Here is a 20,790-nt window from a genome sequence, read left to right on the forward strand (position 1 = left end):
CAGTGCCGGGCCTCAGTGCCGGGCCGCGGGCCCGGGCGCGCGCACCGAAGCGCCGCGCACTTCGATGCCGATGCGGTCCACCACCTTGCCGGCCGCGTCGAGCAGCTCCACCTGGTGGCGCCCCGGCCAGGGCAGCCATGCCACCTCGCCGCCCCGCCCCAGCGGCTTGCCGTCCATGCGCCAGCTGACCGCGCGTGCCGACTGGCCGGCTACGCCCTGCGCATGGAACCACACCCGCTGCGCGGCCGGCGGCATGTCGGGATCCAGCGCAAACACGGTGCCGTCGGCCGGCGTGGCAATCATGGGCGCGCCCGGGCGCGCCGCGGGCGCCGCCACACTGACCTGCCGGACCGCGGTGCCCGCCAGGAACACTTCATCGCGCGCAGGCTCCAGCCCGTCGTCGAAGCGCAGCGCCACGCGCTCCACCCCGGCGGGCATCGCGGGCGCGAGGCTGGCGCGCGCCTGGTGCAGGACTTCCATCACGTCGTGCCACACCGGGGCCGCGCCCGACACCCCGGACACGTCGCGCATGCTGGCGCCGCTGGCATTGCCGACCCACACGCCCACGGTGTAGTGCCGCGACCAGCCGATGCACCAGTTGTCGCGCATGTCCTTGCTGGTGCCGGTCTTCACCGCGGTCCAGAAGCGCGTGGTGAGCGGGCTGTCGAGGCCGAAGGTGCGGGCGCGGGCATGGCGGTCGGACAGGATGTCGGCGATCACGTAGCTTGCGCCCGCCTGCATCACGCGCGTTGCCGGCACGGCCGGCGCGCCTTGCCGCAAACGCGGCGGCGCGTAGCTGCCGCCATTGGCGAGCGCGCGGTAGGCATTGGTCAGCGCCAGCAGCGACACATCCGCGCTGCCCAGCGCCAGGCTGTAGCCGTAGTAGTCGCCCGCCTCGGTCAGCGGCAGCCCCAGCGCCACCAGGCGCTTGTGGAAGCGGTGCGGGGTCACCATCACCAGCGTGCGCACCGCCGGCACGTTCAGCGATGCCGCCAGCGACGCGCGCAGGCTGACCCAGCCGGCATAGCGGTGGTCGTAGTTCTGCGGCACGTAGAGCCCGCCGCCGACCGGCAGGTTCACCGGCCGGTCATCGAGCAGCGAGGCCGCGGTCAGCCGCTTCTCTTCCAGCGCCTGCTGATACAGGAAAGGCTTGAGCGTCGATCCCGCCTGGCGCAGCGCCGCCGCGTGGTCGACCTGCGCGGCGCCGGACAGCGCGCCGGACGAGCCGACGTAGGCCAGCACGTCGCCGCTGGCGTTGTCGATCACCACCACCGCGCCGTCCTCGACATTGCGTCCGGCCAGTTCGCGCAGGTGGCGGTCCAGGCTGGCCACGGCAGCGCGTTGCAGGCGGGCGTCGAGCGTCGATGCGATGCGCGCGGGCATGGCGGCGCCGGCGGGCAGCTGCGCACGGGTCTCGCTGACCAGGTGCCGCGACAGGTGCGGCGCCAGCTGCCTGAACCCCGCCGACGGCGCGGCCGCCGCGGCGCGCTGCGCCACCGGGCCGGTGCGCAGCAGCGCCAGTTGCGCAAAGCCTTCGAGGCCGTCGCATTCGCGCGGCAGGCGCATCTCGCGCAGGATGCCGCAGGCACGGCTGACCACCTGCGCCGCGCGCGCATTGGGCGCGCGCACCAGCGCCACCGCCAGCGCCGATTCGCGCGCATCGAGCCCCTCGGGGTATTTGCCGAACAGCACCTGCGACATCGCCGACAGGCCCACCAGTTCGCCGCGGAACGGCACCAGGTTGAGGTAGGCCTCCAGGATCTGGTCCTTGCTCCAGCTGCGTTCCAGCACCGCGGCACCGGCCGCCTGCCCCAGCTTCTGCGTAAGGCTGCGGCCCTGCCCCGGCGCGCCCGGGCGGCGCAGGTCTTCATCGAGCAGGCCGGCCAGCTGCATCGTCAGCGTGGAAGCCCCGCGCGTGCGCGTGTTCCACAAATTGGCCCAGGCCGCCGCGGCCACCCCGTGCCAGTCGACGCCACTATGCGCATAGAAGCGCCGGTCCTCCGACAGCACGATGGCGGTGCGCAGCGCGGGCGAGGTGTCGGCCAGCGCCACCCAGTCGCCGCGGCGCGCGCGGAAGTCGTCGCGCACGCGGCCCACCGGCTCGCCGTCGCGGTCCAGCACCACCACGTCGGCGCTGCGCCAGTCGGCGCGCACCTGCGCGAAGCTGGGCAAGGCCGCGGCCGGCGCCGGCCAGGCCAGCGCCACCGCCATCGCAACCAGAGCCAGGCGCCGCGTCATGGCTGCGTGCGTCCCGATACCAGCCCGGCCACCAGCAGCACCTGCGCCGCGGCGTAGGTCCACCAGATGCCCAGCTGGAACGATTCGAATGGCACCAGGAAGCGCGCAATGCCGATCATCAGGTCTGACGCGGCAAAGCACAGCGCCCCCAGCGCCGCCAGCGGCGTCGGCAGGCGCGCCACCAGCGCGCTGCACACCATCGCGGCAAGCACGCCCACGTACAGCGTCACCGGCACGGCGAGCGTGCCGAGGTTGGGCCAGAAGCGGCCCAGCATGGTGCCCGCCACGCCGAGCATGGCGCCGCAGGCAATCAGCCGGTGCGCGCGGGTGTCGCCCGCCAGCGGCACCAGCAGGCGCAGGTAGGCCAGGTGCGCCAGCAGGAAGGCGCCGAGCCCGCCCACGAACGAGAATGACAGCGTCGGCAGCGCCAGCAGGAAATCCCCCAGCGCCGAGCACAGCAGCGCCGTGACCAGCCAGCGGCGCTCGCCGGGGACGCGATGGAACCACGCGGCGCGCGCCAGCAGCACCGCCATCGCCGTCTTCCACGCCGGCTGCATGGCGATATGCCCGGTCAGCGGCGCGCCCTCGGGAAGGTCCAGCGCCACCTGCACCAGCAGCGCGCCGTAGATGAGGCCGGCCATCGCGCCCGCGAGCCACCACTCGCGCACGCGCGCCGGCATCATCATCGCCAGCCAGCTCATGGGCGTGCCCCCACTGCCAGCCGCGCATTGGGCGCCACGCCGAACACGTCGGGCGCGTACATCGCCTCGACCCGCGTGGGCGGCAGCGCGAAGTCGCCGGCATTGTTCAGCCGCACCGTGTATTCGACCGAGACCTTGCCCTTGGGCAGGTAGCCGAAGTACTCGCGATAGGCCTGCGGCGTGCGCTCGACATAGGCCGGCCACGCCGCGCCCTGGCGACGCTCGCCGCGCGCGGCGATGGCCGAGTCGCGGCCCAGGCCGCTGCCCAGGATGGTGGCGCCGGCGGGTACCGGATCGCTGACCACCACCCAGGTCATGTCGGCCTGCGCATCGATCTCCAGCTTGACGCGATAGACGTCGCCGCGCGACCACTTGCCCGGCACCGCCTGCTCCTGCGGCGTCACGGTGCGCTGGATGCGGTAGCCGGCGGCCAGCGGCGCGGTCACCGGCACCGCCGCCATGGCGCGCACCGTGGCCCACGGCTGGCCCGCGCCCGCCTGTTCCACCTGCAGCGTGCCGCCTTCGGCAGCGGCCGGCCATGGCAGGTCGACGCTGCCCTGCGCCACGCCGTCGCTGCGCTGCGCGCGCGCCCAGTCGAAACTGCGCGCGGCGTCGGCGGCATGGCTGATGCTGGCGCGCGTGGTGCCGGCCACCGGCGTCTTTTCGAACGCCTGCGCAAAGCGCGTCACCGCCAGCATGCCCCAGGCATTGGCAGTGGTGGTGCCCCAGGCGCCATGCACCTGGCGTCCGAGCAGCCCTGTGGCCAGTTGCGGCGCATCCTCTTTCCAGCCCGGCAGCTCCGACGCCAGCGCCAGCAGGCGCGCGGCATTCACGTCGCCGCCGGCCATCATCCACCACCAGTTGTCGTTGCGCTCGGTGGAGAACGCCAGGCGCGTGCCCTGCACCGTCAGGCGCGAGCGCAGCAGCTGCTGCGCCTCGGCCAGGCGCTGCTCGCGCTGCGGGATGTCCTGCACGCGCGTCAGCAGCAGGGTCCAGTCCAGCAACGCGGAGGTCGGCCATTGCGCCGGCAGGATCTGGATCGATCCCAGCATGCGCGCCTGCGCATGGCCGGTGCGCGACAGCGCCTCGAGCGCGGCCAGCTTGCGCACCTCCAGATACTGCGTGCCGCCCACCGGCGACCAGCTGTCGCGGCGGATGCGGCCCTCGACGAAGTCCGCCAGGCCGCGCTCCATCTGCGCGCGCTGCGCGTCGGGAATGCGCAGTGCCTGTCCGGCGCGCGCGGCTTCATCGGTCACCGCCAGCAGGTAGGCGGTCAGCACTTCGCTGCCGTAGTCGCTGTCGCTGCTCAGCGGGAAGTAAGAGGCCAGGCCGTTGGCATCGAGGTAGGACGGCAGCTGCGCCATCAGCGCGTCCCAGGCGGCGCTGTCGTTCAGGCCGATGGCTTTCGAGGCGCGCTGCTCCAGACACGTGAACGGATAGTTGCGGAACCACTCGCGCACGCCCGGCATGCCGCCCGCCAGCGACGACTGGAAGTTGACCTGCACCCCGCCGCGCACCTTGCCGGCCGGATCGGCCAGCGCGCCCGGCGGCGCCTTGAGCGGGATCGACAGCGACGGCGCCACCTGCGCCAGCGTGGCCTGCTGCACCGTGACCGGCACCGCCGGCACGATCTGCTGCGACACCTTGATGCGGTCGGAAGCACCTACGGCATCACGTCCACCCGCTTGCTCGCTGGCCTGCACTTCCCACATCACGGTGCCGGTGCGCGCGTAGGCCAGCAGCGCGGGCGCGGTCACGTCCCAGCCAATCTCGCGCGCCTCGCCCGCGGGAATCTGCACGGTCTGCGCCGGCAGGCCCGATTCATTGCCGAGCAGCGTGCCGCGCGCGCTGGCCTGCACCGTCATGGCACGCTTGGTGGTATTGCGCAGCGTGAACATGGCGCGGTAGCGGTCGTCCTCGCGCACCAGCGGCGGCAGGCCGGAAATCACTTGCAGATCCTGCGTGGCGGCGATGGTGGCGCTGCCGGTGCCGAAGCGGCCCAGCCCCAGGTCCGCCACCGCGACGATGCGGAAGCTGGTCAGCGAATCGTTGAGCGGCACCTCCACGCTGGCCCGGCCCTCGGCGTCGAGCTGCACGCGCGGGTTCCACAGCAGCAGCGTGTCGAACAGTTCGCGCGTGGGGCTCTTGCCACCGCCGCCGCCCGCCGGCACCGCCTTGCGCCCGTAGTGGCGGCGCCCGATGATCTCCATCTGCGCGGTCGAGGTTTCGACGCCGTAGCCGCGCCGCTGCAGCATCGCGTCGAGCAGGTCCCAGCTGGTATTGGGCATCAGTTCCAGCAGCGCCTGGTCCACCGCGGCCAGCGCCACTTCGCCGTTGGCGGCGGGCTTGCCGTCGGGCAGCCTGACCTGGATCGCCACGCGCGCCTTGCCGCGCACCGGATAGCTGGTCTTGTCGGGGGTCACGGCGACGTCGAGCCGGTGGCCGGCGTTGCCGACGCGGATCTCGGCCAGCCCCAGCCGGAAGGCCGGCTTGGACAGGTCGACCAGCGCGGTGGGCGCCGCATACTCGCGCCCTTCGCTGCGGAACGCGCGCCACCACTCGCCCGGCTGGCGCCAGCCCCAGGTGAAGAACGAATACCACGGCACCTCGTGCAAGCGCCCGCGCAGGGCCAGCACCGACACGTAGACGTTGGGTCCCCATTCCGGCTTCACCTGCACGCGCACGGTCGGATCGCTGCCGTGCAGCTCCACCACCTGGGTCTGGTAGATGCCTTCACGCTCCACCGCCACCAGCGCGGTGGCGTGGCGGAACGGCATGCGCACCTGGAACACCGCGGTGTCACCCGGCGCGTAGGACTTCTTCTCGGGCAGCAGGTCGATGCGGTCATGGTTCTCGCCGCCGAACCACAGCTCGCCCTGACGCGTGACCCACACCGTCGTGGCGGCCTGCGCGGTGCGGCCGTCCTTGTCGCGCGCATTCGCCACCAGTTCGATCTGGCCGGCCTGCTCCAGCGCCACCTCGCAGCGCGCGCGCCCCTGCGCATCGGTGCGGGTTTCGCACACGGTGCCGAGCTCGCGCGTCTCGGTGCGGTTGTCATAGCGGTAGAAGCCGCCCACCACGCGCTTGCGCGCCGAGGTGGTGATGCGCGCGCGCGCATTGACCTTGACCGGCGCGTCCGCCACCGGCTTGCCGTTGACGTCGAGCACCACGCCATGCACCGCCAGCTTCTGCTTGACCGAGACCCAGTCGTCGGTACGGATGCCGGCCACCACCGCCGCCGGCCATACCGGCACGGTCTGGCGCAGGGTCTGGATCTCGCCGTTGGGATCGGCAAAGCCGGCTTCGAGCACCAGGTCGCGCGGCGCGTCGGTCTTGGGCAGCTTGCGCAGCGTCACGCTGCCATTGCCGTTCTTGTCCAGCGTCAGCGGCAGCTTGTCGGCGACCAGCTGCTGGCCGTCGGCACTGGCATCGCCCTGCTGGTCTTCGTCCATCTCCTCGTCGCCGCCGCTTTCGCGCTGCGCGCGCGGCGGGTTGAACGAGAACTCGTCGTAGCCGGGGAAGCTCACGTGCTTGTCGCGCAGCAGCGCGGACACGCGCACCGGCAGCCCGGCCGCGCCGCCGCCGGACAGATAGTGGATCTCGACCCCGACCGGCAGTTCGGCCGGTGCCACCACGGGCCCGGCCTTTCCTGCCGCCTGCAGCGTGCCGGCCAGCACCGGCAGGCGGAAGGCCTCGACCCGGAAGCTGCCGCTGGTGTAACTGCGCGCGCCGCCGTCGTCCTGGGCGCCCTCGCCCTTCTGCGTCTCCAGCTCGACCGTATAGACCCCGAGCTTGGCCGCCGCGGGCACCTGGAAGGTGCTTTCCGCGCTGCGCCCGCCGGTCGCGGTCTGGCGCCATTGCAGCGGCAGCTCGTAGCTCTGGCCGCTGCCTTCATGGCGGATAGTCACGCGCGTGGGCAACGGACGGCTCGCCGGCGGCAAGGCAAAGCCCTGCGCGGTCTCGGCGCGGATCAGGTGCTTCATCGACACGGTTTCGCCGGCGCGCAACAGGGTGCGGTCGAAGATGGTGTGGGCGCGCACGGTGGGCGTGGCGCTGGTGTCGGTCGGCACGTTGAAGCGCCAGCTCTCGATGCCGCGGTTCCAGTCCGACATCACGAAGGCCATGTCGGCCTTGCCACGCGCCTGCGGGTGCGTGGCCGCGATGCGGGCGGAAACGAAATAGCCCGACAGGCCATTCTGGTCGCACGCGCTCTCGGGTGCCGCGGCGAGTTTGGCAAAGCGTGCCACACCGCTGGCATCGGTACGGCCTTCGCCCAGCAGGCGCCCGCTGCAGTCGCGCACCGCCACCGCGGCGTCGCGCACCGGCTTGCCGTCGTCCAGCGCGGTGACCCAGGCCACCCCGCTGCGGCTGCCGTCATCCTCGTTGCCGCTGCTGCGGCCCAGCTTGAAATGCACGCCCAGGTTGGTGACCAGCGCCGCGGTGCGCACGTACATCGGCGCGCGCTTGCCCAGCAGCGCCTCGCCCAGCATCGGCGAGGCGATCTCGACCACATGGAAGCCCGGCTCCGGCAACGGGATGCCGACCACCTCGAACGGCCGCGGCGCATCGCCCGAAGGCTTGGGCACCGCCAGCTTCTGCACGCCCGGGGCCCGCTCGAGCAGCGACACCGAACGGGTTTCGATCGACACCGCGTTGCGCGGATTGTTGACGCGGTACGGCGAGCGGCCCGCCAGCACGGCGTCGAGCTCGCCGCGCGTGTAGCTGGCCTCGTGCAGGCGGCGCACCAGGCCCAGCCACTGCATCACGGCGGCATCGTCGTCGACGCGCAGCTTCATCACGGTGCCGGCCCGGGCCTGCACGCCGCGCACGGCAAGGTCGGCTTCGACATTGCGCAGCGTGACCGGCAGCAGCGGCGGGTAGTCTTGCGCCGGCTTGCCGCGCGGCAGCTCGCCGAAGCGCTCCACCACGCCGAACGGCGCCGCGGCAAACTTGGCCAGCGGCGGCATCGCGGCCGTGGCCACCTTGAGCGGGAACAGGTCGGCATTGGCCAGCGCGCGGCCACTGTCGTCCTGCAGCTTGCGCGGCACTTCGATGGTGAACTGCGCCTTCTCGGCGAACGGCGCGGCAAAGGTGAGCGCGCTGACGCTGGCGTCGGGCGCCAGGTCGGGATCGAACTGCGGCGCGCGCGGACCCGACGGCGTCTTCAGCACCACGCTCTCGGCCAGCTTGCGCGGCACCGGCGCGGAAAACGTCACCGTCATCGGCCGCAGCGGCGTGCAGGGCGACTGCGCATGTTCGCGCTCGCAGCTGAAGCTGGCGGTAAACGGTTCGCGCACGGTGTAGTCGAAGCGGCGTTCCTCGCGCGTGGCTACGCCGGACGGCGTGGCAATGCCGGCGCCCAGTACCAGCTGCACGCGCGCCGCGGCGGGCAGCCGCTGCTGGCACGCAAGCAGGTGCACGGCGTCGGGCGCCGGCTTGGCGAGGCGGTCCCAGCGGATCGCCTCGAGCACGGTCTCGCGCTCCTTGCCGGCCAGCAGCCGCACCGGAATACGCTCGCCCAGCCCCTGCGCCTGGCACCAGGCGTGCTCGCGCAGCGAGGCCGCGGTGGCGGCGCCGTTGAAGCGCAGCGCGAAGACCTGGTCTTCCTCGATCTCGCCGCCGGAGGGCCGGCTCGAGACCACGGTCGGGCCGCCGGTCTCGAAGCGGTATTCCGCCTTGCCGGCATAGGCATTGCCGGCCTCGCTGCGCAGCCCGGCGCGCATGCGCACGGTGCAGCGCACGCCGGGCGGCAGGTCGCCGGCGAAGTCGTAGACCCAGTTCCTGGCGTCGATCCAGCGGGCCTGGCCGCTGGTGCTGGCGCCGGTACAGGAAACCGCCGCGGGCGCCGTGGCCTGGACATCGCCCATCGGCACCATGGCTTCGTCGAAGCGGATCGCCACCTGCCGCACCTGGCCCACCGTGCCTTCCGGCGAGAAACGGCTCACCTGCGCGGCCAGTGCGCCGCCAGCCAGGCTGGCCAGCGCGGCCGCCAAGGCCACCGTCGCAGAGGCCCGCGCCAGGTGCGATTGCTGTAGCGAACTGCCAAGACCCCGATCGGCTCGGGCGACGATTCCCTTCATCCTGCCATCCTCCGTTCCCGCCACGTTTGCGGCACCCGGCGAGGGTGACACGCACGCCACAAGAGCGCAAGACCGGCACGCACCGGCAACGCGCTGCGGCAAGCGTTTCAGCGCAGGTGCGACAGCGGCAGCGGCCCCTCGCACTTGATCGCGGTCAGCACGATATTCGACCGGACGCTTTCGACGCCGGGCACGCGCATCAGCCGCTTCATGGTGAATTCGGCCAGCGTGGGCAGGTCCGGCACCACCACGCGGATCAGGTAGTCGGCCTCGCCGGCGACGGAATAGCACTCCTGCACCTCTTCCAGCAGCAGGATCTCTTCGCGGAAGCGCTCGATGATGGTGTCGCCGTGATGCGCCAGCTTGACGCTGACAAAGACCACCACGCCCAGCCCCAGCGCCTGCGACGACAGGCTGACGCGGTAGCCGGTGATGACCCCGTCGGCTTCCAGCCGCGCCAGCCGGCGCCCGACCTGGCTGGGCGACAGGTGCACGCGCTCGGCCAGCTGCTGGTGCGTGGTGCGGCCGTCGGCCTGCAGCGCGCTCAGCAGGGCCAGGTCATACGCATCGAGGGAAACACTATGGGCCGCCATACACAAATCCCGCATATCCGAATCTACGAATGCGCATTATATGCATGATCCCGCTAAATCGAGCGGACTATGCGGACAGATTGCGGCTTCCGGCGCCTAAACTACGCAGTAAATCCGCATCCATGCTGGCGCCGACGCAGCCAGCGCGCATTCCAAGGAGACACCAGCAATATGTCCATCGCCATGGCCACCGAAGCCCCCGGCGCCTTCCAGGGCACCCTGACCGACAAACTCAAGGAACAGTTCGACGCCGGCCTGCTGTCCGGCCAGGAACTGCGCCCGGACTTCACCATTGCCCAGCCGGTGCACCGCTACACCAGCATCGACCACGCCATCTGGCGCAAGCTGTACGAGCGCCAGGCCGAGATGCTGCGCGGCCGCGTCAGCGACGAATTCCTGCAGGGGCTGGCCACGCTGGGCATGGAAAAGGACCGCGTGCCGGATTTCGACCAGCTCAACGAGACCCTGATGCGCGCCACCGGCTGGCAGGTCGTGGCCGTGCCCGGCCTGGTGCCCGACGAGGTCTTCTTCGAGCACCTGGCCAACCGCCGCTTCCCGGCCAGCTGGTGGATGCGCAAGCCCGAGCAGCTCGACTACCTGCAGGAGCCGGACTGCTTCCACGATGTGTTCGGCCATGTGCCGCTGCTGATCAACCCGGTCTTTGCCGACTATATGGAAGCCTACGGCAAGGGCGGCCTGAAAGCGGCGGGGCTGGGCGCGCTGGAAATGCTGTCGCGGCTGTACTGGTACACCGTCGAGTTCGGCCTGATCCGCACCCCGCAAGGGCTGCGCATCTATGGCGCCGGCATCTTGTCGAGCCAGGGCGAGTCGATCTACAGCCTTGACTCGGCCAGCCCCAACCGGATCGGCTTCGACGTGCGCCGCATCATGCGCACGCGCTACCGCATCGACACCTTCCAGAAGACCTATTTCGTGATCGACAGCTTCGAGCAACTGTTCGACGCCACCCGCCCGGATTTCGCGCCGCTGTACGAAGCGCTGCGCGCGCAGCCGACGCTGGGCGCAGGCGACATCGCCGAGGGCGACCAGGTGCTCAACGCCGGCACCCGCGAAGGCTGGGCCGATACCGAAGACATCTGACGCGGCGCGCGCTCGACCCCGGCGCGGCCCTGCCCCATTCCCCACTTTGTGAAACAATGCCGGCATGCCCGCCGCCACGGCGCGGGCGGGCCGGCTGTCCGCATGGTGCGCCTTCTCCGCACTGCGCGACCTTCGTTTTTTCCAAGAACCAGATCGAGCCCACCATGACCCCTCTGTCCCCGCAAGCCCGTGCCACGCTGCTCGCCGAACTGCCCGGCTGGACCACCGTTGCCGACCGCGATGCGATCTTCAAGCGCTTTACCTTCCACGACTTCAACGCCGCCTTCGGCTTCATGACGCGCGTGGCGATCCAGGCCGAGAAGGCCGACCACCACCCGGAATGGTTCAACGTCTACAACCGGGTCGACATCACGCTGTCGACGCACGACGCCAACGGCCTGACCCAGCGCGACATCGACCTGGCCCACTTCATCGAGCGCGCCGCCGACGCGGTGACCAACTGACCGGCGGGCCGCGGCGGTGGCTGTAGGCTAACCGTAAGGAAGCCGGGGGCGGCGCCTAGTACAATCTGCGGCAGGCCCGCACCGCCGTGTGCGCTGTGCGGCCTTTCTCTGCCAGCCATGCCCAACGTCCTTCCCGAGCTGCCGCCATGCGTATCCTGCTGATCGAGGACGACCGCCAGATTGCCAGCGGCGTCGAAGCCGGCCTGTCCCGCGCCGGCCACCAGGTACGCGTCGTCCACGACGGCGTCTATGCCACCGAACACCTGCTGCGCGAGCAGCACGACCTGGTCATCCTTGACCTGGGCCTGCCCGGCATCGACGGCATGACCCTGCTGGCGCGTTACCGCGCCCGCAACCGCACCACCCCGGTCATCATCCTGACCGCGCGCGACGAGCTCGAAGACAAGCTCTCGGGCCTGAACGCCGGCGCCGACGACTACCTGATCAAACCCTTCGCCCTGCCCGAGCTGGAAGCGCGCGTGCGCGTGCTGCTGCGCCGCAGCCAGCATGGCGAGGCCGCGCCCGAGCGCGACGTGCGCCTGGGCCGCCTGCGGCTGTCGGGCAACGACCGCCGCATGTTTATCGACGCGCGTCCGCTGGAGCTGTCGCCGCGCGAGTTTGCGGTGCTGGAGCTGTTGCTGCAGCGCCAGGGCCGCGTGGTCAGCAAGGCCCAGCTGCAGGACCACCTGGCCACCTTTGCCCATCCCGCCGGCGAGGGCGGCGATACCGTCGGCGACACCGCAATCGAGGTCTACGTGCACCGCGTGCGCAAGAAGCTCGAGGACAGCGACGTCGAGATCGTTACCGTGCGCGGCTTCGGCTACCTGCTGCAGATCCGCGCCGGACAATGAAGCCGCTCCGGCCGCCGCGGTTATCCCATACGCGGCCCTGTCCTTCGGACTAGCTGGCAATGTGGCCTCGCTCCCGCACCTCCTCCCGCACCTCCTCCCGCGTTTCCTGGCGCACCGCCTCCCGCATCGCAACGCGGAACGTGCCCCCGTCGTCCGCTGCGGCTGGCGCCGACCCTGCGCCCGCGGCGACGCGCCAGGCCTCCCGCTCCGGCTCCAATATCAGCCTGCGCGTGCACCTGCTGCGCGCGCTGGCCACGCCGCTGTTTGCGCTGGTGCTGACCAGCGGCTCGCTGTCTTACTGGCTGGCGGCGCACTACACCACGCAGGTGTTCGACCGCGCGCTGTACGGCGTGGCCAACAACATCGCCCAGCAGATCCGCATCGCCGGCCCGCGACTGGAGCAGGACATCCCGATGATTGCGCAGACGCTGGTCGAGGCCGAGGGCACCGATCGCATCTACTGGCGCATCCACGGTCCCGACGGCCTGATCGGCGGCATGGATACCTGGCTGGGCTATGGCACCGGCCAGACCTCGCTGCACGATGCGCGGCTGTTCTACGCCTGGTTCAGCGGACGCCAGGTGCGCGCGGTGCGGCTGCCGGTGATGCTGCCCAGCGCCGCGGTCGACGAGCTTGGCACCAGCGAGGCCGGCAAGCCCGCGCGCGGGCCCATCGTGGTGGAAGTGGCGGAACTGCTGGACCGGCGCGAGACCGCCGCCAACGAGATCCTGCTATCGGTGTCGGTGCCGCTGATCCTGCTGCTGCTGGTCGGCAGCCTGATCCTGTCGCACGTGCTCAAGGAAGAACTGGTGCCGCTGCAGATCCTGGCCGACAAGCTCAACCGCCAGACCGCGCGCTCGCTGGCGGCGCTGGACGAAACCCAGGTGCCGGCCGAGGTAGCGCCGCTGATCCGCGGCCTGAACGCGCTGCTGGCGCGGCTGCGCGACGCACTCGACGCGCAACGCAAGTTCATTGCCGATGCCGCGCACCAGCTGCGCACGCCGCTGACCGCCGTCAAGCTGCATGCCGACCGGGCACAGACCGCCGATTCGCTGGAAGTGGCCCGCCATGCGCTGCGCGAGGTGCAGACCGCGGCCGACCGCGCCGTGCGCCTGTCCAACCAGTTGCTGTCCCTGGCGCGGGCCGAGCCCGGGCTGTCGCTGGAGCGGCTGGGGCCGGTGGAGCACTTCGACCTGGCCGAGCTGGCCTTTGAGACCGGCGCCGAATGGGTGCCGCAGGCGCTGGCGCGCCGCATCGACCTGGGCTTCGAGATCCTGCCCGGTCCCACCTTCACCGGCAGCGCGCCGGCGGTCGTGCGCGGCAACCGGCTGCTGATGCGCGAGGCGCTGTCCAACCTGATCGACAATGCGGTGAAATACGTGCCGTCGGGCGGGCGCATCACGGTGCGCGCCGGCGGCGAGGCCATGGGCCACCGCGGCATGGCGGTGGTGATGGTCGAAGACAACGGCCCCGGCATCCCGCCGCAGCGGCGCGAGGAAGTGTTCAAGCGCTTCTTCCGCGGCGACCGTGCCCCCGAGCCCGGCGGCGGCCGCGCCGACCAGGCCGGCGGCGCCGGCCTGGGGCTGGCCATCGTGCATGAGATCGTGACCCTGCACCACGGCACCATCCGCATCGAGGACGTGCCGCCCGCTCCGGGCACGGCGACACAAGCCACCGCCACGGAAAGCACGCCCGAGCGGCGCGCGGTGATGCGCTTCGTGATCCGGATCCCCTGCGAGCCGGCAGGGTCGGTGGCCTGAACCCGCTGCTGCGCGGGCGGCGGCCTTATTTGGCCTTCTTTTTCTTTTCCTTCGGCGCCAGCATGGTGCCGCGGCATTGCGGGCTGCCGCAACGGCACTCGAATTCCTTCTTCAGCTTGGCGGTATAGCGCGCGTCGATCACCAGGCCGTAGTCATAGAACAGCTCCTCGCCCTGGGCAATGTCGCGCAGCGCGTGGATAAAGACGCGGCCCTTCTTTTCGCGCGCCTCGCAGTTAGGCTCGCAGGCGTGGTTGATCCAGCGCGCGCGATTGCCGCCGTACTTGGCGTCGATGACGCTGCCGTCGTCCAGGCTGAAATAGAAGGTGTGGTTGGGATCGCTGGGATCGTGCGGATGGCGCTCCAGCGCCTTCTTCCACGAGATGTGCTCGCCCTTGTACTCGATCACGCGCTCGCCCTCGGCAATCGGCGCGATGGCATAGACGCCCTTGCCGTGCACGCCTGACTGGCGCACCTCGATCCGGTCGCTCGCCGTTTTCTTGCTGCCCTCGCCCGCTGCCTTGCGCTTTGCCTTGTCCGCCATTTGCCTGTCCGTGCTTTCGCCTGTTGTGCCTGGGTGGCCGGTGCCGGCCGCCCCGCGCGATCGGGGATGATACCGGGGCGGCCGCGACACGTATACGTAGCAACACATCCCGGCATGACAGCAACCGGCCCAAGCAGACGTATACGCCCGACCTCACCCGGTGGCCGCAACCGGTATACGTCGCGACCGTTTACCACCCGGCATGTGGATAACCGCGCCCCGATCTGTGGACAAGCACGCGGATTGGGTGTGGGCTGCCTGGGGCTGGCGTGGGGATGCCTCGGGCATAAGTCGGAGGGGGTTCGGCTCGCACCTCATCCATTGGGCTGAGTCTTCCACCTCGGCCAACATTCGATGAGACCACTTCTCGTTTACGTAAACCCTTGAAGGCAAAGATGTTTACGGGGTTTTCCACAGCGGCTGCGGGTGTTTACCTACTACTACTATCTGTATACATGAAAGAAAAAGGTAAACCGAAAGAACGATCCGGATCCCTGGCATCGTCCGAAAGGCGACAGGCGTAAACGGCGGGTTTGCGAGAGACTTTCTGTTTGCCCGTTCGGGCGGTGCGTATACCGGCGACGTATACCGGGCGGCAAGACCGCAATCGCCGCGGTATACGCGGATGGCGGCTGATCACGGTTCAGTGCGATGGCCGAGGGCTCCATGCATGCGCCGAATAACGCCGGGCAAGGCTGGCTGTGGGGCTGACCAACACATGCACCATAGTGCAGTTGGCTGCGTTGCAGCCCGTAGGGTGCCTCCAGTCCGTTCGAGAGCTCGGGGGTGCCCGTACCCTCCCGGCGGATCTGAGGGCTGTCAGCGGCCTTCTGAAGGCGCCTGGCACGGGGGTATACCGTGCCACGCCAATCGCGCCAGCCCAGTCGGCCGACGTACGGCATTTGCCGCGCATTTGCCATTTACGCCGCTATTCCGCCGACAGCGGACTCCTCTCCAGCAACGTCGATTTGCCTCCAGCCCCGTGCTGGCGCGGCCTCGCGGAAACTGCCAGGTAACAATCTGTTCCCGGTGCGCCTTGTCCGACACGGTATCATGTGGCCCGCGGCGTCTTTGCCGGAGCGGTGCCAGCCTGGCCGCCCGGCATGGGACGCCTGTGTTTTATCAACTCGATACGGAGTGAAGCATGACGAAAACCGAACTGATCGACGCTATCGCAGCCGGGGTGGACGGTCTGACCAAGGCCAAGGCGGAACAGGCACTCAACGTGACCCTGTCGGCCATCATGGACGCAGTGGCCAAGGGTGACACGCTGAGCCTCATCGGCTTTGGCACGTTCAGCAAGGGCGAGCGTGGCGAGCGCATGGCGCGCAACCCGCGTACCGGTGAAGAAATCAAGGTCGAAGCCGCCAAGACCGTGAAGTTCAAGGCTGGCCAGAAGTTCAAGGACGCTGTCAACCAGTGATCCTGACGGGCTGCACTGCAGAGCCCGGCATTGCCTGACCCCGCCATGCCGCCGCCCCGGTGCCCGAGGGCGCAGGCGCGCGCCAGGCGGGGGACGTTATCCACAGTCGTGATCTGAATATCCTGCAGTATCCGCCGCATCGCCTGCTGCGCGCCTGGGCGATGGCGCGCCAAAGTCTTCCAACAGGCGTCCAGCCTTGGCCAGAACTCGCCATGCCGGGCGCCGTGCCATGTGGGGCCAACATGCTTGCCCGTCCGCAGCACCGCAGATCTCCACAGCGTTATGCACAACGCTTTCCACAGCCGATTCCACAGCGTTCTCCACAGGCGCCCACCCCGCCGCTGCCGCTGCGCACCGCCTGCGCGGCCGCGCTGCTGGCGCTGCTGAGCGCCTGCACCACGGTCAGCGAACCGGCCCGCCCGCAGGCACGGGCCCTGCAGGACAGCGAGCGGCCGGTGACGAGCCCGGGCGCCACGCCGCGCGAGCGCATCGTCGAGATCGCCACCCAGGAATGGGCTCGCTGGGGCGGGCAGGTGGTGCGGCTGGGCCGCGACGACAGCTCTTGCGTAACCTACAGCCCGGTGCCGGCGCCGGAATTGCCATCTGAGTTGCCCCCCGAGCTGCCGCCGGCGTCCCCGACCGACGCCGCAGCGCCCGCCGTGGCCACCACCGACACCGAGTCCAAGACCAACGGCAACCCGCCGCCGGCAGCCAGCTGCCTTTCTTTCCCGGACGGCACCGGCATGGAGGCCACGCCGCTGGGCTGCACGCTGGTGCGCCGCTACTGGGGCATCGTCGGCGAAGCGCCCAGCTGCAGGCAGGTCACGCAGGGCGCCTGGGCCTGGTCGGCGGTCTTTGTGTCATGGGTGCTGCGCAAGGCGGGCCTGGACGAGCGCCAGTTCCTCACCGGCCAGTCGCACTCGATGTACGTGGTCGATGCCCGCGACGGGATCCTGCCGCGCCCGGCATTCCGCATCGAGCCCGTACCCGCGATGCCCCGCCCCGGCGACATCATCTGCGCCGGCCGCGGCCGCGACCGCTATCTCGAGGACATCGCGGAAATCGGTTTCGGTACCACGCCGATGCATTGCGACATCGTGGTCGCCGTGGATCCGGCCGCGCGGGTGGTGCGCGCCATCGGCGGCAACGTCCAGCAATCGGTATCGATGGAAGAGATCGAGCTGGGCGACTCGGGCCGGCTCGACGGGATCACCAACTCGCATATGCCTTGGCTGCTGGTGATGCGCAACGACCTGCAGTAGATCGGATTATCGATGCGATTTATCAGCGAACGGTCATTTATTCGCTACTGATAAATCGTATAAATAAAAAGGGTCAGTCGAACAATTCCAGCTGCGCGGTATCCCGGTCGCTCGTGCCCACCCCAACGCCCAGCAGCCGAACCGGCAAGCCCCGGCGCGCATGGCCCTCGGCCAGCAGCCGTGCATAGACGTTGCGGTCCGGGGCATGGCCGCGGCATTCCACCGTGGTCTGCCGGAAGTCCGAGAAGCGCAGCTTTACCGTGAGCTTGTCGATGGTGTCGTGCGCCTGGGCGCGCGCAATGCGCGCCTCCAGCAAGGCGATCAGCGGTTCCAGCTCGGCCAGGCAGGCCTGCAGGTCGGGCAAATCGTCGGCATAGGTCTCTTCCACGCTGATCGACTTGCGCTCGCGCTCGGGCGTGACCGCGCGCTCGTCGACGCCGCGGCACAGCTTGTACAGCCGCGCCCCGAACACGCCGAACTCGCGATGCAGGCGGTCCGGCGACCACGGCCGCAGGTCGCCGCAGGTCTCGGCCCCGAGCCGGCGCAGCTTGGCCGCGGTGACCTTGCCCACGCCATGGATGCGCTCCACCGGCAGCGCGGCGACAAAGGCATCGACCGCGGCCGGCCTGACCACGAACAGGCCGTCGGGCTTGTTCCAGTCGCTGGCGATCTTGGCGACGAACTTGCTGGGGCCGACGCCGGCCGACACGGTCACCCCGACTTCGTCCCGCACGCGCTGGCGGATCTCTTCGGCGATGCGGGTGGCGCTGCCGCCATGGTGCGTGCACAGGCTGACATCGAGGTAGGCCTCGTCGAGCGACAGCGGCTCGACCAGTGCGGTGTATTCACGGTAGATCGCAAAGATGCGGCGCGAGACCTCGCGGTACTTGTCCATCGCAGGACGCACGATCAGCAGGTCCGGACAGCGCTTGAGCGCCTGCGCCGACGCCATCGCCGAACGCACGCCGTAGGCGCGCGCCTCGTAGTTGCAGGTGGCGATCACCCCGCGCCGGTCGGGCGCGCCGCCCACGGCCATCGGCCGGCCGCGCAGCGACGGGTCGTCGCGCATTTCGACCGAGGCGTAGAAGCAGTCGCAGTCGCAATGGATGATCTTGCGCTGGACCGCGGCAATGGCTTCAGGCGGGGCGGACATGGAGGCCGGGATGAGGAGCGGCTAGCCGAAGATTATCCGCGGCATGAATGGCTGATATCGGTTTTCACGTCGTCTCATTGATCGATTGAATGCTGGCGGGCTTCTGCCGTGCATTCATCCACACCCCTTCGGCCGCATACAAGGCCAGCGACAGCCAGATCAGCGCGTACCCCACCTGCTTCTGCGCCGGGAACGGCTCGTGCCACAGCCACACGCCCAGCAGTAGTTGCAGGGTCGGACCGGTGTACTGCAGCAGGCCCAGCAGCGACAGCGGAATGCGCCGCGCGCCGGCGGCGAAGAACAGCAATGGCACCGCCGTCACCGGCCCCGCCAGCAACAGCAGCCACTGCGTACCCGGCGCTGCGTGGGCAAAGCTGTCCTGGCCGGTGGCGAACAGCCAGCCCAGCGCCGCCGCGGCCAGCGGGAACAGCAGCAGCGTTTCCAGCGACAGCCCTTCCAGCGCGCCCAGCGCACCGGTCTTGCGCAGCAGCCCGTAACCGCCAAAGCTGGCGGCCAGGCCCAGCGCGATCCACGGCAGCTGCCCCGCCGCCACCGTCAGCCAGGCCACGCCGGCCGCCGCCACCGCGATCGCCAGCCATTGCACCCGGCGCAGGCGCTCATGCAGGAACACCACGCCGAGCAGCACGCTGAACAGCGGATTGATGAAATACCCCAGGCTGGCGTCGACCACGCGGTTGGCCGACACCGCCCAGATATAGAGGAACCAGTTGGCGCATAGCAGCGCCGCGCTGGCGGCAAACGACAGCAGCAGGCGCCGGTCCCTGACCACCTGGCCCAGCCACGCCCACTGGCGGCGCCAGGCCAGGATCAGGCCCAGGAAGACCAGCGACCACACCATCCGGTGCAGCAGGATCTCCGTGGGGGCGATACCGGGAAGCGACTTGATGTAGAGCGGGAGCAGGCCCCAGATGAGGTACGCCAGCAGGGCGTAGAGAATGCCGAGTTGCATAAGGTTTTCCGATCGATGCCGGCGATTCTACCGGGGCCGCGCCATCCCCGCCGGTGCGCGCCGCGTGCGGCCGCCGCCAATAAAAAACCCCATGCTCCCGAAGGATCATGGGGTTTGCGGCGGGCCCGGTTGCCCGGGCGCCACGCGGCTTACAGCTTGCGCGCGAAGCTGAACTGGGCGAAGCCCTGCTCGGCCACGTTGAACCAGGCGGCCTGGTTGTTGCGGAACACGCGCCAGTCGTCGTAGATCTTCTTGAACGACGGGTTCTTCGCGGTTTCGTCGGCGTAGGACTCCTGGGTCGCCTTGAAGCACGCTTCCATGATCTCCTTGGAGAACGGACGCAGCTTGACGCCGTTTTCCAGCAGGCGTGCCAGCGCCTGCGGGTTGACCGTGTCGTACTTGGCCGTCATGGCGGTGTGCGCCTCGATAGTGGCGGTTTCCAGCGCGCGCTTGTACAGCGCGGGCAGCTTCTCGAACTCGCTGGCCGAAGCGTAGAACGACAGCTGCGCGCTGCCTTCCCACCAGCCCGGATAGTAGTAGTACGGGGCCACCTTGTAGAAGCCCAGCTTCTCGTCATCGTACGGGCCCACCCACTCGGCCGCGTCGATGGTGCCCTTCTCCAGCGCGGGGTAGATGTCGCCGCCGGCAATCTGCTGCGGCACCACGCCCAGGCGCGACAGCACCACGCCGGCAAACCCGGCGATGCGGTACTTCAGGCCCTGCAGGTCGGCCACGGTCTTGATTTCCTTGCGGAACCAGCCGCCCATCTGCGCGGTGGTGTTGCCGCCCAGGAAATTGACGACGTTGTATTCCTTGAAGAACTCGCGCATCAGCTTCATGCCGTTGCCCTGCAGCATCCAGGCATTCTGCTGGCGCGTGGTCAGGCCGAACGGCACGGTGGTGTCGAAGCACAGCGTCGGGTTCTTGCCAAAGTAGTAGTAGCCGGCGGTGTGGCCGATCTGCACGGTGTTGTTCTGCACCGCGTCCAGCACCTGCAGGCCCGGCACGATTTCGCCGGCGGCGAAGACCTTGATGTTGAACTTGCCGTCGGTCAGTTCGCGGACCCGGGCCGACAGCGTCTCGGCGCCGCCGAAGATGGTGTCGAGCGACTTGGGGAAGCTCGAGGCCAGGCGCCATTCCACGGCGGGGTTGCTGCCCACTACGGCCGGCGCGGCCGGGCCGCTGGCGGCGACAGGCGCTGCCTTCTCTTCACCCTTGCCGCACGCGGCCAGTGCCCCGGTGGCAGCCACGGCCGACGCTTTCAACAGAAAGGAACGACGTTCCATCTCCACTTCTCCTCTTATAGATATTGATTCGGATGCGGGCGCACGGCTTGCATGAGGCCGCGCGCCGGACCGTGACGCACCGGCCGCCGGGGTACGGCGGCCTGCGCAGCGCAGTGCCTGTGGCGAACGGGCACGGCGGCGTGCCCTGCATGCCGGACGCTGGAACCGCGCCCACGGCCGAGGGCTGTCTTACCCGAAAGACAAGCCAGCCGATTATAGCGGTGGCCCTTTCGGCACGGGGCCCCGCGCAAGTGCGGGTTTTCGCTAGTCGATTGCGCCATTTCCGCTGTTTTTCGTATTGTGAGACGCCGCACGCTGTGATGGATTTTGTAACCCGGCTTGCGGTCAAATGGTCTCGGCTGATAAA

At 69.6% G+C, this 20,790-nt stretch carries 14 protein-coding genes; 6 read left to right on the top strand and 8 right to left on the bottom strand.

From position 1 onward, the window contains the following. Window positions 1–12: 12 nt before the first annotated feature. From pbpC to FHX60_RS23805, 4 genes are all read right to left on the bottom strand, one after another. Window positions 13–2,238, bottom strand: a complete 2,226-nt coding sequence (gene pbpC / locus FHX60_RS23790; protein WP_183284832.1) for a penicillin-binding protein 1C — start codon at window positions 2,236–2,238, stop codon at window positions 13–15. Continuing rightward, entirely contained in the window at window positions 2,235–2,939 is a 705-nt protein-coding gene (locus tag FHX60_RS23795; protein WP_112775955.1) for a lysoplasmalogenase, read from the bottom strand. Before FHX60_RS23795 ends, pbpC begins: the two co-directional genes overlap by 4 nt. Then, entirely contained in the window at window positions 2,936–9,019 is a 6,084-nt protein-coding gene (locus FHX60_RS23800; RefSeq protein ID WP_183284833.1) for an Ig-like domain-containing alpha-2-macroglobulin family protein, read from the bottom strand. Before FHX60_RS23800 ends, FHX60_RS23795 begins: the two co-directional genes overlap by 4 nt. Before the next feature lie 107 nt (window positions 9,020–9,126). Then, a complete protein-coding gene (locus FHX60_RS23805; RefSeq protein WP_018005022.1) occupies window positions 9,127–9,612 on the bottom strand; it encodes an Lrp/AsnC family transcriptional regulator in 486 nt (161 codons plus the stop codon). A 171-nt stretch (window positions 9,613–9,783) separates the two neighbouring features. On the opposite strand from FHX60_RS23805, the gene phhA reads away from it, so the two are divergent. The 4 genes from phhA (at window position 9,784) to FHX60_RS23825 (ending at window position 13,788) form a co-directional block, all read left to right on the top strand. Continuing rightward, complete coding sequence (gene phhA / locus FHX60_RS23810) at window positions 9,784–10,713, top strand: phenylalanine 4-monooxygenase (RefSeq protein WP_092315518.1); 930 nt, start codon at window positions 9,784–9,786, stop codon at window positions 10,711–10,713. Between the two features lie 164 nt (window positions 10,714–10,877). Then, complete coding sequence (locus FHX60_RS23815; RefSeq protein ID WP_026164049.1) at window positions 10,878–11,177, top strand: 4a-hydroxytetrahydrobiopterin dehydratase; 300 nt, start codon at window positions 10,878–10,880, stop codon at window positions 11,175–11,177. Between the two features lie 146 nt (window positions 11,178–11,323). Continuing rightward, window positions 11,324–12,028 carry a response regulator transcription factor gene (locus tag FHX60_RS23820; RefSeq protein ID WP_012354320.1) on the top strand — a complete coding sequence of 235 codons (705 nt, stop codon included), beginning with the start codon at window positions 11,324–11,326 and terminating at the stop codon, window positions 12,026–12,028. 140 nt (window positions 12,029–12,168) lie between these two features. Continuing rightward, window positions 12,169–13,788, top strand: coding sequence for a sensor histidine kinase N-terminal domain-containing protein (locus FHX60_RS23825; RefSeq protein ID WP_373861864.1), 1,620 nt, complete (start codon window positions 12,169–12,171; stop codon window positions 13,786–13,788). A 25-nt stretch (window positions 13,789–13,813) separates the two neighbouring features. Here the strand turns inward: FHX60_RS23825 and FHX60_RS23830 are convergent, their stop codons facing one another. Further along, window positions 13,814–14,329: an SET domain-containing protein gene (locus FHX60_RS23830; RefSeq protein WP_012354323.1), complete on the bottom strand. Its 516-nt coding sequence runs from the start codon at window positions 14,327–14,329 to the stop codon at window positions 13,814–13,816. A gap of 1,144 nt (window positions 14,330–15,473) precedes the next feature. On the opposite strand from FHX60_RS23830, the gene FHX60_RS23835 reads away from it, so the two are divergent. Together FHX60_RS23835 and FHX60_RS23840 are read left to right on the top strand one after the other, a co-directional pair. Beyond that, the gene (locus FHX60_RS23835; protein ID WP_012354324.1) at window positions 15,474–15,752 is read left to right on the top strand and encodes an HU family DNA-binding protein; all 279 of its coding nucleotides are present in this window, start codon (window positions 15,474–15,476) and stop codon (window positions 15,750–15,752) included. A 242-nt stretch (window positions 15,753–15,994) separates the two neighbouring features. Next, the gene (locus tag FHX60_RS23840; RefSeq protein WP_183284834.1) at window positions 15,995–17,014 is read left to right on the top strand and encodes a DUF2272 domain-containing protein; all 1,020 of its coding nucleotides are present in this window, start codon (window positions 15,995–15,997) and stop codon (window positions 17,012–17,014) included. A gap of 73 nt (window positions 17,015–17,087) precedes the next feature. Here FHX60_RS23840 and dinB read toward each other — a convergent pair whose 3' ends face one another. The 3 genes from dinB to FHX60_RS23855 form a co-directional block, all read right to left on the bottom strand. Further along, window positions 17,088–18,167 (bottom strand): DNA polymerase IV, encoded by a 1,080-nt coding sequence (gene dinB / locus FHX60_RS23845; RefSeq protein ID WP_183284835.1) that lies wholly within the window; start codon window positions 18,165–18,167, stop codon window positions 17,088–17,090. Between the two features lie 64 nt (window positions 18,168–18,231). Next, the gene (rarD, locus tag FHX60_RS23850) at window positions 18,232–19,137 is read right to left on the bottom strand and encodes an EamA family transporter RarD (protein ID WP_183284836.1); all 906 of its coding nucleotides are present in this window, start codon (window positions 19,135–19,137) and stop codon (window positions 18,232–18,234) included. 149 nt (window positions 19,138–19,286) lie between these two features. After that, window positions 19,287–20,423, bottom strand: coding sequence for a TRAP transporter substrate-binding protein (locus FHX60_RS23855; RefSeq protein WP_092315506.1), 1,137 nt, complete (start codon window positions 20,421–20,423; stop codon window positions 19,287–19,289). Window positions 20,424–20,790 lie beyond the last annotated feature (367 nt).

The organism is Cupriavidus alkaliphilus, assembly GCF_014191175.1.
Classification (GTDB): Bacteria; Pseudomonadota; Gammaproteobacteria; order Burkholderiales; family Burkholderiaceae; genus Cupriavidus; species Cupriavidus alkaliphilus.

Coding starts and splice junctions, on each gene's coding strand:
- pbpC (WP_183284832.1), bottom strand. CDS start 2,238: ATGACGCGGCGCCTGGCTCTGGTTGCGATGGCGGTGGCGCTGGCCTGG.
- FHX60_RS23795 (WP_112775955.1), bottom strand. CDS start 2,939: ATGAGCTGGCTGGCGATGATGATGCCGGCGCGCGTGCGCGAGTGGTGG.
- FHX60_RS23800 (WP_183284833.1), bottom strand. CDS start 9,019: ATGAAGGGAATCGTCGCCCGAGCCGATCGGGGTCTTGGCAGTTCGCTA.
- FHX60_RS23805 (WP_018005022.1), bottom strand. CDS start 9,612: ATGGCGGCCCATAGTGTTTCCCTCGATGCGTATGACCTGGCCCTGCTG.
- phhA (WP_092315518.1), top strand. CDS start 9,784: ATGTCCATCGCCATGGCCACCGAAGCCCCCGGCGCCTTCCAGGGCACC.
- FHX60_RS23815 (WP_026164049.1), top strand. CDS start 10,878: ATGACCCCTCTGTCCCCGCAAGCCCGTGCCACGCTGCTCGCCGAACTG.
- FHX60_RS23820 (WP_012354320.1), top strand. CDS start 11,324: ATGCGTATCCTGCTGATCGAGGACGACCGCCAGATTGCCAGCGGCGTC.
- FHX60_RS23830 (WP_012354323.1), bottom strand. CDS start 14,329: ATGGCGGACAAGGCAAAGCGCAAGGCAGCGGGCGAGGGCAGCAAGAAA.
- FHX60_RS23835 (WP_012354324.1), top strand. CDS start 15,474: ATGACGAAAACCGAACTGATCGACGCTATCGCAGCCGGGGTGGACGGT.
- FHX60_RS23840 (WP_183284834.1), top strand. CDS start 15,995: ATGCTTGCCCGTCCGCAGCACCGCAGATCTCCACAGCGTTATGCACAA.
- dinB (WP_183284835.1), bottom strand. CDS start 18,167: ATGTCCGCCCCGCCTGAAGCCATTGCCGCGGTCCAGCGCAAGATCATC.
- rarD (WP_183284836.1), bottom strand. CDS start 19,137: ATGCAACTCGGCATTCTCTACGCCCTGCTGGCGTACCTCATCTGGGGC.
- FHX60_RS23855 (WP_092315506.1), bottom strand. CDS start 20,423: ATGGAACGTCGTTCCTTTCTGTTGAAAGCGTCGGCCGTGGCTGCCACC.